Source organism: Pseudomonas alliivorans (assembly GCF_017826695.1).
Classification (GTDB): Bacteria; Pseudomonadota; Gammaproteobacteria; order Pseudomonadales; family Pseudomonadaceae; genus Aquipseudomonas; species Aquipseudomonas alliivorans.
Window position 1 is genome coordinate 1 of the sequence record NZ_JAFFZW010000012.1, and the last position, 12,368, is coordinate 12,368.

At 58.5% G+C, this 12,368-nt stretch carries 12 protein-coding genes and 1 pseudogene; 5 read left to right on the forward strand and 8 right to left on the reverse strand.

Going from position 1 to position 12,368, the window contains the following annotated elements; genetic code table 11:
* Window positions 1-8: 8 nt before the first annotated feature.
* The 4 genes from JTJ32_RS23410 to mksB form a co-directional block, all read right to left on the reverse strand.
* Window positions 9-1,171 (reverse strand): IS3 family transposase gene (locus JTJ32_RS23410; RefSeq protein ID WP_210043474.1). Its coding sequence is split into 2 segments (ribosomal slippage): window positions 9-916 and window positions 916-1,171, totalling 1,164 coding nucleotides; the frame shifts between segments, so codons are not numbered across the junction.
* A 189-nt stretch (window positions 1,172-1,360) separates the two neighbouring features.
* Window positions 1,361-4,180, reverse strand: a complete 2,820-nt coding sequence (gene mksF / locus JTJ32_RS23415; protein ID WP_210043475.1) for an Mks condensin complex protein MksF — start codon at window positions 4,178-4,180, stop codon at window positions 1,361-1,363.
* A complete protein-coding gene (gene mksE / locus JTJ32_RS23420) occupies window positions 4,177-4,878 on the reverse strand; it encodes an Mks condensin complex protein MksE (protein WP_004879893.1) in 702 nt (233 codons plus the stop codon). The genes mksF and mksE overlap by 4 nt, the downstream gene beginning before the upstream one ends.
* Complete coding sequence (gene mksB, locus JTJ32_RS23425) at window positions 4,868-6,145, reverse strand: Mks condensin complex protein MksB (protein ID WP_210043476.1); 1,278 nt, start codon at window positions 6,143-6,145, stop codon at window positions 4,868-4,870. Before mksB ends, mksE begins: the two co-directional genes overlap by 11 nt.
* Window positions 6,146-6,289: 144 nt before the next feature.
* Here mksB and JTJ32_RS23430 point away from each other — a divergent pair, with 144 nt between their 5' ends.
* Together JTJ32_RS23430 and rimI are read left to right on the forward strand one after the other, a co-directional pair.
* Window positions 6,290-7,087 carry an energy transducer TonB gene (locus tag JTJ32_RS23430; RefSeq protein ID WP_099226996.1) on the forward strand — a complete coding sequence of 266 codons (798 nt, stop codon included), beginning with the start codon at window positions 6,290-6,292 and terminating at the stop codon, window positions 7,085-7,087.
* On the forward strand, window positions 7,080-7,532 hold the full coding sequence (gene rimI / locus JTJ32_RS23435; RefSeq protein WP_004879887.1) for a ribosomal protein S18-alanine N-acetyltransferase: 453 nt from the start codon (window positions 7,080-7,082) through the stop codon (window positions 7,530-7,532). Before JTJ32_RS23430 ends, rimI begins: the two co-directional genes overlap by 8 nt.
* A gap of 9 nt (window positions 7,533-7,541) precedes the next feature.
* Here rimI and JTJ32_RS23440 read toward each other — a convergent pair whose 3' ends face one another.
* Window positions 7,542-7,949: a hypothetical protein gene (locus JTJ32_RS23440; protein ID WP_004879885.1), complete on the reverse strand. Its 408-nt coding sequence runs from the start codon at window positions 7,947-7,949 to the stop codon at window positions 7,542-7,544.
* Window positions 7,950-8,122: 173 nt separating this feature from the next.
* Between JTJ32_RS23440 and can the strand changes: the two genes are divergently transcribed.
* Window positions 8,123-8,761: a carbonate dehydratase gene (can, locus tag JTJ32_RS23445; RefSeq protein ID WP_004879883.1), complete on the forward strand. Its 639-nt coding sequence runs from the start codon at window positions 8,123-8,125 to the stop codon at window positions 8,759-8,761.
* A gap of 58 nt (window positions 8,762-8,819) precedes the next feature.
* Here the strand turns inward: can and JTJ32_RS26860 are convergent, their stop codons facing one another.
* From JTJ32_RS26860 to JTJ32_RS23455, 3 genes and pseudogenes are all read right to left on the reverse strand, one after another.
* A complete protein-coding gene (locus tag JTJ32_RS26860; protein ID WP_408004629.1) occupies window positions 8,820-9,683 on the reverse strand; it encodes a methyl-accepting chemotaxis protein in 864 nt (287 codons plus the stop codon).
* Window positions 9,678-10,544 (reverse strand): annotated as a pseudogene (locus JTJ32_RS26865) (MCP four helix bundle domain-containing protein); the annotation flags it as partial. The pseudogene JTJ32_RS26865 and the gene JTJ32_RS26860, both read right to left, overlap by 6 nt.
* Window positions 10,545-10,626: 82 nt before the next feature.
* A complete protein-coding gene (locus tag JTJ32_RS23455; RefSeq protein ID WP_210043477.1) occupies window positions 10,627-11,286 on the reverse strand; it encodes an HD domain-containing protein in 660 nt (219 codons plus the stop codon).
* Between the two features lie 159 nt (window positions 11,287-11,445).
* Here JTJ32_RS23455 and JTJ32_RS23460 point away from each other — a divergent pair, with 159 nt between their 5' ends.
* The gene (locus tag JTJ32_RS23460; protein ID WP_180274265.1) at window positions 11,446-11,787 is read left to right on the forward strand and encodes a zinc ribbon domain-containing protein YjdM; all 342 of its coding nucleotides are present in this window, start codon (window positions 11,446-11,448) and stop codon (window positions 11,785-11,787) included.
* Window positions 11,788-11,872: 85 nt separating this feature from the next.
* Complete coding sequence (locus JTJ32_RS23465) at window positions 11,873-12,316, forward strand: thiol-disulfide oxidoreductase DCC family protein (protein ID WP_210043478.1); 444 nt, start codon at window positions 11,873-11,875, stop codon at window positions 12,314-12,316.
* The last annotated feature ends 52 nt before the right edge of the window (window positions 12,317-12,368 follow it).

Below are 12,368 nucleotides of genomic sequence, written 5' to 3' on the forward strand. Positions count from 1 at the left end.
TGTAGTGGTCAACTGATCCCGGACACGACGTTAAGTCTTTTTTCGGACTGAGCTGGTGCCAGTCCGTTATTGAACTGGTGTGGCCGAATCCAGTTATAGCGATGCATCAGATAATGACTGATATCGCGCTGAGCCTCTTGGGCCGTCATGTAGCCCACGGTCGGTATCCACTCAGTTTTCAGGCTCCGAAAAACACGTTCCATCGGCGAGTTGTCGTAGCAATTACCTCGGCGACTCATGCTCTGATTGATGCGGTATCGCCAGAGTCGCTGGCGAAAGTGGCGACTGCCGTATTGCGAGCCCTGGTCGGAGTGAAACAGCAGGCCTTGAGGCTTGCCCCGTTGCTCATAGGCCATGTCGAGCGCCTTGATCACCAAGTCCGAATCCGGTTTGTTCGACAACGCCCAGCCCACCACCCGGCGCGCGAAGAGATCCATGACCACGGCCAGGTAATGCCATTTCCCTTGTGCCCAGATGTAAGTGATGTCGCCACACCAGACTTGATTGGGCGCGGGCACATCGAACTGTTGATTCAGAATATTCTGAATGTCTGGCCGCTCCACCGTTGCCTTTTTATAGGCATGCGAACCCGGTTGTTTGCTGATCAACCCCAGCTCTCGCATCAGGCCGCGCACCTTGAACCGGCCGATCTGCTCGCCATCTTCTTGCATCATCGAAACGATGCTGCGACTACCGGCAGCGCTTCGGCTTTGCGTGAACAGCTCGTTGACTCGACTGCGTAATCGAACCCGCTCAACGTCTGGAGTCCGGCGTCTGAGGCGATAGTTGTAGTAGCACGAACGTGGCACTTCAAAGGCTTCGCACAACAACTCTACCGACTCACGAGCACTCAGTTGATCAATCAGCGCATGCGCTCGTGTTCTTCCGACATCAAGAGCGCGGTAGCCTTTTTTAAAATGGATTTCTCCCGCTCAAGACGAGCGATCCGAGCTTCCAGCTCCTGGATTTTCTGCTGTTCGGGCGTCAGGGCTTTGCTCTGAGGCGTGACGCCATTGCGCTCTTGCTGAAGCTGGTTGACCCAGCGACGCAGCGCGGATTCGACAACCCCAAGTGAACGGCTGGCTTCGATATGGCTATAGCCTTGATCGAGCACGAGGCCTGCGGCCTCGCGTTTGAATTCAGCGGAAAAGGTACGGCGTTGTTTGGTCATCAGACACCTCTATCTGGCGAGCATTCTCGCCTAAATGGGTGTCCGGTTTCATTAGACCACTACACATACCTGATCAGTAGCTCACAACTCCCGTGTCGATCCTATTCACTACCTCGACGATGAGACCCGAACGCCGCTCACAAAAAAGGCCGCATCCACATGCGGCCTTCTCGTCACAGCTATCCAGACTTACGAAGCCAGCTCTGGAGACTCTTTCTTCACTTCGTCGCGACGCTGGATGTACTTCCAGTCAGCCTCATCGATATAGATCCCGTTAGGGCCGCTGCCGCCTTCCAGATCGATAGCGACATGGGCGGAGACTTGAGGCTTCACACTCGCAAGGATAGGCACAAAGCCCAGTTGCAGGCTTGTTTCCAGCAAAGCTGCCTGGTTCTTCTCGTCGATGTCTGCGGCTTCGTCAAGGTAGTAAGGCAAGCGCACTCGGCCAGCCTGATCGCGATCCATCAAGTGCAGCAACAGGTACATGTTGGTCAGCGCCTTGATGGTCATCGTCGTGCCGTTGGACGCAGCACCATCGATGTCAGTGTGAATAACCGGCTGGCCATTGACCTTGGTGATTTCGAAAGCCAGTTCGAACAGATCCCTGAGACCCAACTGGTTATGGTTGGCCGCCACCAGACGTGCCAGGTATTCCTTGGCCTCTTCGTTCTTGTTGTCCTGTTCAGCGCTTTGACTCAGATCGAAGACCGACAGCGTTTCGCCTTCTTCGTACTGACCTGCGCTGTGGATGATCTGATCAATGTGCTTGAGTGCTTCCTTGTTGGGAGCAAGCACAATACGGAAGCTTGCCAGGTTGGACACCTGACGCTTGTTGATCTCTCGGTTGAACAGGGCAAGCTGATGCTCAAGGCTGTCATAGTCGCTACGGATGTTGCGCAGCGTGCGGGCAATGTCCGTCACGGCGGCGCGACGTGCCTTGCCCAGCGTCAGCGCTTCATCGGTGCGGTGCGCATAAGCATTGATCAGCAACTGCAGACGACGCTCCATGTCGTCTTCACTGTCGAACTTCGCCACGCCTTTGAGGCGCACTTGGGCGTACAGCGCTTCAATCTGACCATCGCTGCGCAGCAAGCCCTGCCAGCTGTCCTGGTAGTCATTAAGCAACGGCAGCAGGTTGTCCATCGAATCGTCGATCGGGTCCATGAAGGGCGTTCCGAACGGTAAATCCGCCGGCAACAGCTGGCGACGACGCAACGCATCGTCCAGCGTGCGTTGCCTGGATTCCAGATCGCCAATCTGCCGTGCAACCAGTTGCAGTTTGGCCGACAGTTGCTGGACCCGCTCTGTGAACGCATCGCTTGAGCGTTTCAGCTCGTCCTGAGCGGCTTCCATCTGCGCCAAGTCTTCAAGCTTGGAAGACTCCTCTGCGCTCAGCGTCTGGCAGCGACGGAAATCTTCCAACGCTTTTTGCGCGTCCAGTACCTGCTGATAAAGCGCTTCGGTCTGTGTCTTGCTCGCCGAGCGATCCGCCGCTACCGCCTGCTGGGTCTTGAGCTGCTTCAGCTCTTTTTCCAGACGCTCTTTCTGGTCACGCAATGCTGCGCGATCGGCCAGCGCCTGAAGAGCAGGAGGCTCAATGCTCGACAGGTTGATCGTCAAGCCCGGTACGGAGAACTGATCGCCCTTGAAGCCATCCAGAATCGTTTCCAGCGATTTGACCCACGCGTCACCATCGTCCAGCGCAATACCCTGTTCGCCAAGCGGCAGACTGAATAGCGAGCTGTTGAACAGGCGCATCAAGCGCTCTACATCCGGTTGCGAGAACTCTTCACGCAGGCGGGCATAGCTGTTGTTGTCCGCATGATCGAGTTGCTGCTTGAGAGACTTGAGGCGTTTTTCCAGGTCCCGCAGCCGCTCGTCCAGATCCTCGGCGCTGAACTGTCGAGACTGTGCCAATGCTCCGGCCAGTTCGTCATGCGCGTCCTTGGCCGCCAGCAACTGCTGTTCCAGCACCTTCACGTCGTCGACCAGAGCAAAACGATTCTTCAGGACCGACAGCTCACCGACCCAGCGCTGGATACCGCTGATCTCGCGCTCCAACCGCATCAGTTCCTGAGTGCTGGAACGTTGTTCGTTCTGCATTTCATCCTGCTGGGCACGGTAGTGCTCGGCCTGGATAACCAGCTCCTCCTTGCGTGCACTGGAGTAGTCCGACCAGGTGCCCAGCAAGGAATCAAGAATCGGTGAAAGACGATGCAGCTTGCCGCGCAACAGATCGCGCTGCTTCACGCCTGCGGCCAGTGCTTCGACCAGCGGACCGGCCAGCACCAGCGAGTTGTAATCCTGTTCCATGCGACGCACGTCGCGGAAGGCCTCTTCACACGCGGCAATGTAGTCGACGCTGCCGGAGCGAAGGCTGTGCTCGAAAGCATCGAGGAACAGTTGCTTGAGCTTGGCAGCAGTGATCTCGCGCATGTGCAGCAGATTGATGAACAGTGCCCGAAAAGTCTTCAGGCTCTGTTCACTGGTCGAGCGCAGCGGAATCAGCGTCAGGTCCAGCGGGATTGAGGTGTGACCACCCACCAGCAAGCGCCGCAGTTCGTCCGGCTTGAGCTCATAGGCCTTGAGGCCTTTGCTTTCCAGGTTGCTGAACAGCTCTTTCTGACGCAGACAGGTGTCGTTCTTCTGGTAATGGCCCAGGTCCAGCTCGCCTGCGTAGGCGAAGAACTGATGCCCGAAGCCGCCACCCGGGCCGCGACCGACCACGCCTATGACATGCGGGCCATGAGGCAGAGAGACTTCCACCAGAATGTAGCTGGTGTCCGAGGCGAAGTAGAAGCGTCGGGATTGTTCCAGGCTGTACTTGCCGAAGCTCATGTCCGACATGCGCGCCAGAATCGGGAATTGCAGCGCGTTGATCGATGCACTCTTGCCGAGGTTGTTCGCGCCGTACACCGACAGCGGATTCTCCAGCGGAAACAGACCCAGGCTGTAGCCTGCGGTATTCAACAGGGCGAAACGGCGAATGCCAAAGCGTTCCTGGCTCATGCGTCCAACTCCTGTTCATCGGCGATGGCACGAGCCAAGGCCTCTTCTTCGGTTTCTTCGCTGAATTCGGCGAGGTCCAGGGGATCATCGGTTTCCAGCAGCTTTTCATCGCTGTCGTCATCGATGAGTACCGGAGTCGGCAAGGGCAGGGCGCTGTGCAGGCTGGCCGCCAGATCACGGTCCTGCTGCACGGAAAGGCACACGTCGAGAAAGCGATGCATGGGCGGCAGGAATCGATAGATACCGACCTCTTCACTGGCGAAGCCGAGCTGGGTCATACGGCGCATGATTTTCTCCTCCAGCTCTTCCTGGGTCTGAACCTCGGCCTGCAGAAACAGATCGCGGTACTTCTCCAGCATTGATGGCAGCTCGTCGCGGCCCAGACTGCCGCCATCCAGCACGGCCATCGGATCGCGGCCCTGATCGGCCAGATGCTCGACCAGGATGAAGGTAAACAGGGCCAGACGCTGTGCAGTCTTGTTCACCTGCGCCGCAGCAAGATCCGGCACAAAGTAATAGAAGCCTCGGGTGTCGCACACCAGTTCGAAGCCCAGCGCCTTGAACAGCGCACGGTACTGGTCCTGGAAGTTGGAAAGTTGGGCGTACAGCTCTGGATCACGGCGGCTGACGTGGTAACCCTTGAACAACTCGCGAAAGATCGGGGCGAGCTGGGACATTTCGGATAGATCAAGATGCATGAACAGTGCTCTCGGAATTCTCTGGCTGCGAGCCTGCGGGGGCAAGCAGGGCAAAGGAGCGCAGGCTGACGCGGTGCTCCCGTGTGTAATAGTCGCGGCGCTCAAGGCGTTCGCGCGCAAAGCGCTTGTCGCGGGACAGGCGCGAAAACCAATACAGCAACTCTTCTGTTTCGCCGTTCGGCTCCTGCTCCAGCAACCAGTCCATCAGGTCTGGCATCGGCAGGGCGTCTTCGCAACGCTCAAGCATTTCCTTGACCGTACGCGGCGCGCGGGCAGGTTCGCCCTTGCGGATGCCGCTGGCCTTGGGGAAGCGTGCTGGCTTGGGCTCAAAGCGCGCCAAGGCGTAGACGTAGGCTTCGACCTGGCTTGCGCTGCCCAGAAAAGTGCTTTGCGGACGGGTGAACATTGGCATCGCAGCCTGCGGCACGGCGTCCAGCCCTTTACGGCGAATGGCTGACAACGCCAGCGCTGCGCCACGGGTGACTGCGTTGTGGCGACGTGCTTCTTCACGCAGCGGCAGCAGCAACTCCCGTGCATGACGCAGGGTGAGCTGGGCGCTCGTCTGCATTTCCAGAATGCGCGCATGGGTGCGCAGCAGCATATCGTCATCGACCAGATGACCCAGGCGCTGTTGTTCGGTCAACAGACGCAGCAGGACATTCTCGACCTTGCGTACGCCTTGCTCGAAAGCCCCATCGGCGTTCACCAGTTGAATCATCGGCTCGACGTATTCATCCCAGGTCGCCAGCACTTCCGCATAGCGTTGGCGAAGCGGAATCTGCCGGTCGCTGGTCTTGGCACGATCAGCGACTGCTACCAGTGCCTGCTCGTCATTGGCGAGCTTTTTCAACACGTCACGCACGCGCATATCCAGCAATCTAAGCTGCCTGGCCAGATCATTGGCGTCGCGAATCTCGAAGGCGTCCTGAATGTAACCGGCCAGGCGTTCGAGGTGGCGCAGGTAGGCTTCGATCTCCAGGCACAGCCCCAGGCGGTGCTCACGACGCAGGTATGACAGGAAGTCATGGATCTGCGCATTGAGTTCGAAACGGTTCGGGCTTTTGGCGACAGGCACCAGAATGTCCAGACGGATCCACACGTCCAGCAGATTGGTGATGTCTTGCGGTGTGCTGTCCTGTTGTTGAGCCGCAAGCTGCAGGCGCAGCTCGCTCAGGCTCAAGGTGCCCTGGTCGAAGTGTTCGCATAAGGGCTCGAGTAGCGCCCAATGCTCGGCAAGGGCGCGCAGGACGCGCTTGGGTTCGATCATGGATAGGCCGACTGTTGGCGAATGAAAGGCGGCGATTGTACTGCATCATTCACTCAAGATTTCACCTGGGCGCGATATGCTTCAGCACGAAAAGACGAACAACGCTAGAATTGCGCGCCTAACTTATCCACAGGTGACCGACCCTTGCTCAATGAGTCCCGTCGCCGCGCTTATTTGACTGCCATGCAGGTGGTCAACTGGCTGCCGCGCACTGAACTGCCGTTTGCTGCACCCTCCCGTCCGGAACTGCTCGCGCCGTTGCCGCCGCCGGTCGAGGTGCAGAACGAGTTGCCAGCGGTGTCCTCGCCTGCGCCAGTGGTGGCGGACAACGTCGTGCCTATTGAAAGGCCGGCCGAACGCCCGAAAATCGAGGTGCCGCGACCCTCGCTGGCCAGCACGCGCACCGTCGCAGCGGCTGTCGAAGACGCTGAACCCGCGCCGCCCAAAGCCGTGGTCGTGCCGCCGCCGCGCTTCTCCCTGCAATTGTTGCGCGCCGGGCGTTGCCTGCTGCTGGTGGAGTTATCCACGGGCCAGCCGTTCCAGAGTCGCGACCCCTCCTATCTGTTGCTCAAGGACATGCTGCGCGCCGCCGGTCTGCCGGACAGCCCGCAGATTATTGGCGAGCCTGTGCGCTGGCCGCTGCTGGTTCGTGGTCAGATGGACCAGGGGCCTGAGGCCGCGCGTGATTTCGTACAGGGTTTTGTCGGCGCAAGGCTCGAAGATGAACCGTGCACCTGCCTGTGGTTGGTAGGCCTGCCCGCCATGAAGTTCGCGGGCGAAGCCGATGCCGAATCCTATTATCAGGACTTGCAGGTAAACGGGCTGGGCACTGTCTGGGCGCTGCCGGGGCTGGAATTATTGATGGACGAGCCTGAACGCAAGGCTGATGTCTGGAAAGCCATGCGTCGGCTGATGACGCGCTGGAAATCAACTGATGAGTGATGCAATAAGCTTTCGGCCCATGACCGAGGCCGATCTGGATGCCGTGCTGAAAATCGAATACGCAGCCTTCAGCCATCCCTGGACCCGAGGCATCTTTCTGGATGGGCTCAAGTCATACGAGATCTGGCTGATGTTCGAAGGCGCCCAGCAAGTAGGGCATGGCGTGGTTCAAGTCATCATCGATGAAGCGCATCTGCTCAATATCACCGTGAAGCCGGAAAGTCAGGGCCGGGGACTGGGTCTGCTGTTGCTGGATCATTTGATGAAGCGTGCGTATCAGCTCAATGCCCGCGAGTGCTTTCTTGAGCTGCGCGACAGCAACCGGCCAGCCTATCGTCTGTATGAAAACTATGGTTTCAACGAGATAGGCCGGCGGCGTGATTACTATCCGGCAGTGGGCGGTCGTGAAGACGCCGTGGTCATGGCCTGTACACTTCTGGAGTGAGACCCGGCCTCAGCGTCCGGCCTTGCCATCCAGCGGGTCGACGATGGCCATTTCTTCTTCATCCAGACCATCGCCACCTCCGATATCGTCTTCATCCACGACAGTCAGGTCCAGGTCAGCTGGATTGTCTTCACCGCGCTCGCTGGCCGAGCGGGCACCGTCTTCATGAATCAGCGTTTCCGGCGAAAGATCATCGTCGGTCGGCTGGTGGTCGTCGGTGGAGGCACCGGTCATGCCGGCTTCGCGCACGCGCTCATCCGGTATTTCATGTTGCAGCTCGTCTTCAGGCATAAGATCACCGATACGGGCGGTCTCGTCATCTCTGAAGTTCAGCTCTTCCATGGAGCCCATGCGGTCTTCATTGTCGTCGATGGGTTCCGGTTGGGTGGCATCGAATGGACGGCGTGAATCGTTCATGACGAATCCTCATTGCAGGTGGTCGTATTAGGTGGACCGGTGGCAACTTTGAAGATTCCTTTTTTATCCGTGCGGTTTGTCATCAAGGGTGATATCAGGTAGTGGCACAAGGACGTGACTTCCGGTGTCAAAGGCCAGTCCAAGGCTGAGCATCATAAACGAGGCATCAAAGCATGAACGAGCTACAAGACCTGATTGATAACAATGCACGTTGGGCCGAGGCGATCAAACAGGAGGACCCTGACTTCTTCGCCAAGCTGGCTCGCCAGCAGACCCCGGAATTTCTTTGGATCGGTTGCTCGGATGCGCGCGTTCCCGCTAACGAGATTGTCGGCATGTTGCCGGGCGATCTGTTCGTACACCGCAACGTGGCCAACGTTGTGCTGCACACGGACCTGAATTGCCTGTCGGTGATTCAGTACGCCGTGGATGTCTTGAAGGTCAAACATATTCTGGTGACCGGTCACTACGGCTGCGGCGGCGTGCGCGCCTCCATGCAGGACCGTCAGTTCGGTCTGATCGACGGCTGGCTGCGCACGATTCGTGATTTGTATTACGAGAATCGCAACGTGTTGGCGCAGCTGCCGACCGAAGAAGAGCGGGTCGACCGTATGTGCGAACTGAACGTGATTCAGCAGGTTGCCAACGTTGCCCACACCAGCATCGTGCAGAACGCCTGGCATCGCGGCCAGAGTCTGTCGGTGCACGGTTGCATCTACGGCATCAAGGATGGTCGCTGGAAAAGTCTGGACACCACCATCAGCGGCTTCGAGCAGTTGCCGCCTCAGTACCGCCTGCGTCCGCAGGACTGATCGAGCCAGAAGACTGGTCGGGCGCTGTGCTGCCTCCAGGGCACGCAGCGCCCGATTCTTACAGCACGAATCGTTGCACCATCAGGTTCAGATCCGTCGCCAGCATCGATAACGCGTTGCTGGCGACTGTGGTCTGCTGGGCGCCGGAGGCAGTCTGCGATGACAGGTCGCGAATACTGCTCAGGTTACGATCCACTTCACCGGCGACTTGGGCCTGCTGTTCCGCCGCGCTGGCAATCAGCAGATTGCGGCCATTGATGGTGCCGGTCGAACTGATGATGACGTTGAGCGCTTCACCCGTCGCAGCGGCCTGCTCCAGGGTCAGGCTGGCTTGTGATGCCGTATGGCGCAGCGAGCTGGCAGTCTGCTGAGTGCTTTGCTGGACTCCACTGATCAGGCCTTCGATTTCTGTCGTCGAGGCACTGGTACGTTGCGCCAGGGAGCGAACCTCATCGGCGACCACGGCAAATCCACGCCCGGCTTCACCGGCACGTGCAGCCTCGATAGCCGCATTGAGTGCCAGCAGATTGGTCTGGTTGGCAATGGCGCGAATCACGTCCAGGATGCTGCTGATGCTCTGGGTACGCTCGGCCAGCCCTTCGGCCTGATGCGATGAATCCAGCACGTTCTCGGTCAGTTCCTTGATCGAACGAATGGTCGCCGACAGTTTGACCTGACCCTGCGCAGCCGCCTGCGTGGACGCCTCGGATTCGCTCACCGTGTTGCTGGCATTGCCCGCCACTTCGACGGCAGCCTGACTCATCTGGTTGACCGCTACCGCCGCCTGTTCGATTTCATTGTTTTGCAACTGCAGGTTGAGGGCACTGGCTTCAGCAATGGTGCCCATTTCCTGAACCGATTGTGACAGTTGCGTGGCCGCGGCATAGATCTGGTCGATGGTACTGTGCAGGTTGTTGCGCATGCGGCCCAGCGTCGTCAGCAGTTGCGCGGTTTCGTCTTTGCCGTCTGGAATGTCATGACGGGTCAGGTCGCCGTCGGCAATGGTGCTTGCAATGTGCAGTGCGTGGCGAACCGGGCGGATAATACTGACGCTCAGACGCCATGCCAGCAGCAGGGTGAGCGCAAGGGCGATAGCAATGGCACTCAGCGCGATGACACGCGTCTGCTCGTAACTGGCGCTCGCGGCTTCGACGGCGACAGCAGCGCTCTGTTTGTTCAGTTCGCGCAGCAACTGCACCTGCATGTCCATCAGGTCGCCCTGCATGGACAGCAGGGTGTTAGCCAGGAGACGCGCTTCATCCAGCTTGTTCTGTTCGATCAGTGCCATCTGGTCCTGCAGGCCTGGCATGAACGCCTTGTAGGCATCCTGCAGAGCGATGATCGAATCATGCTCGGTGCCCGCCGGGACACGTGCCAGGTAGTCCGTGAAGCCTTTCTCGACTTCGTTCTTGAGCTGTTCGACGTTGATCTTGCTGCTGATCACCGCGCCAGGATCGTCGGCATTGGCAATCAGGCGAGTGGTTTCACTGCGCAGCTTCACCAGTCCGATGGCGATGGCGTCGGCCATGGCGATACTTGGCAAGGCGCCGCTTTCGACGGCCTCGCCCTGACGGCGGATTTCCTGCATTTGCAGCAGACAGAAAGCGCCCAGCGACACCATCAGCAGGGCCGTGGTCCCGAAGCAGATGACCAAACGTGGCGCTATCCTGAAGCGGCGCAGTACCGTTACCCCGGACTTTTGACGCAAGAAACGAGGCAGGAGATTTTTCACAGCAGATGACCTCTTTGAACGGACCCTTTCGGAGAGCCGTTTATAAGGCACGTGTGTGATGTCTTTATGACATGTCTACGATGTTTCGCACCAATGTCGCGTCGATGTCTGCTGATGCCGTCCCCCGCTGGTTTCAGTCACTTGGCGCGCCGATTTCTTCCATCAGCTCATCCAGGCAGCGCTTCAATCGATCATGCCTGACGCGGGCCAGCGAGGTGCCGGTCCGCGTCTGAAAACTGTCGGCCAGGTGCAACAACTTGGTGTGAAAGTGATCGACCGCGAAGTTCTGGTCGTCATAGGGACGCTGAGTGGACTGTGGGTCTGCCGGGTCGTAGAGAAAACGGCCCATTCGGCCTGACACATAAAACACGCGTGCGACTCCGATCATGCCCAACGCATCGAGGCGGTCGGCGTCTTGGAGGATTCTGGCCTCCAGGGTCAGGGGAGTGACCTGGGCCGAGAAACTATGGGCTTCGATGGCATGGGCGACCGAGGCCACGCTTTCCTCATCCCAGCCCATCCCGGTCAGCAGTTCGGTCGCCTTGGCGGCGGCGAGTCGCGATGCGCTGGAGCGAAAGGGCGAGTTCTTTTCGACCGCTACGCAGTCGTGCAGCAGCGTGGCAGCCAGCAGTAATCGGGCGTCTCCACCTTCATGATCGCGAATGGCGCAGACGTTTTTCCAGACTCTTAGCAAATGCGAAATGTCATGCGAGCCGTCGATCTTCTCCGCGTGAGTGTGTGGAATCAGCAGGCGAGCCAAGTCCTCGAATGGGGCGAAACGGTTTGCGAACATTGGATTCTCCTGATGCGTCTGCTCTCTGAGCATTGTAGAAAATCATGCCCTGCCAGGCAGTGAGAACAAGAGGGTATGTATGCGTGATCACGTGTGATCCACCTGAAAGCGGAAAAGCCCTTTATAATCCATGGTTTTTACCCCGATGCGAGATCCCCTGTGAGCTTACCGTCCTGCCCGAAATGCAATTCCGAATACACCTACGAAGACGGCTCCTTGCTGATCTGCCCGGAATGCGCCCACGAATGGTCCGCTGACGGCGGCAGCAGTGAAGCGTCCGAAGACGTCAAGGTCATCAAGGACTCCACCGGAAACGTGCTTCAGGACGGCGATACCATCACGGTGATCAAGGACCTGAAAGTCAAAGGTTCATCGCTGGTGGTGAAGGTAGGCACCAAGGTCAAGAACATCCGTCTGGTGGAGGGTGACCATGACATCGACTGCAAGATTGATGGTATCGGTGCGATGAAGCTGAAATCCGAGTTCGTCAGGAAGGTTTGATTCCTCGCGCTTCACGTTTTAGCCTGAACGCCTCGCCGGTCTCATGATCGGCGGGGCGTTTTCTTTTCTACAGCAGGGTCTGCTCATGCCGAAAACTCCCGCCCCCTATCTCAAGCCCGATGAGTGCGTCGTGCTGTTCGACGGCGTCTGCAAGTTGTGCAACGGCGTGGTGAAGTTTCTGATTCGCCACGATCCTGAGCGGCGTTTACGGCTGGCTGCCGTGCAGTCCGAAGAAGGCCAGGCGTTGCTGAAATGGGCAGGTTTGCCGCTGGACGAGTTTCACACGATCGCGGTGATCCAGAATGGTCGCGTGTACCTGCGCTCGGATGGCTTCCTGCACATCATGCGTCTGCTGCCCGCGCCGTGGCCGCTGCTGAGTGTGTTGCGCGTGTTTCCACGTTTCCTGCGCGACTGGGCCTACAACCGAATCGCGCTCAACCGCTATCGACTGTTCGGTCGTTACGATCAGTGTCTGCTGCCGTCACCCGATCATGAAAAACGCTTTCTCGGCGACGCCACGTCCAGATAAGCGCTTGTGTTTGCCGACCGGCGGTCACTTGCCTGGGGTGCATGTGATGGAT

Bases quoted from the DNA above. Each gene is read 5' to 3' on its own strand.
- mksF (WP_210043475.1), bottom strand. From the start codon at position 4,180: ATGAGCCAGGAACGCTTTGGCATTCGCCGTTTCGCCCTGTTGAATACC.
- mksE (WP_004879893.1), bottom strand. From the start codon at position 4,878: ATGCATCTTGATCTATCCGAAATGTCCCAGCTCGCCCCGATCTTTCGC.
- mksB (WP_210043476.1), bottom strand. From the start codon at position 6,145: ATGATCGAACCCAAGCGCGTCCTGCGCGCCCTTGCCGAGCATTGGGCG.
- rimI (WP_004879887.1), top strand. From the start codon at position 7,080: ATGAGTGATGCAATAAGCTTTCGGCCCATGACCGAGGCCGATCTGGAT.
- JTJ32_RS23440 (WP_004879885.1), bottom strand. From the start codon at position 7,949: ATGAACGATTCACGCCGTCCATTCGATGCCACCCAACCGGAACCCATC.
- can (WP_004879883.1), top strand. From the start codon at position 8,123: ATGAACGAGCTACAAGACCTGATTGATAACAATGCACGTTGGGCCGAG.
- JTJ32_RS26860 (WP_408004629.1), bottom strand. From the start codon at position 9,683: ATGCGCAACAACCTGCACAGTACCATCGACCAGATCTATGCCGCGGCC.
- JTJ32_RS23455 (WP_210043477.1), bottom strand. From the start codon at position 11,286: ATGTTCGCAAACCGTTTCGCCCCATTCGAGGACTTGGCTCGCCTGCTG.
- JTJ32_RS23465 (WP_210043478.1), top strand. From the start codon at position 11,873: ATGCCGAAAACTCCCGCCCCCTATCTCAAGCCCGATGAGTGCGTCGTG.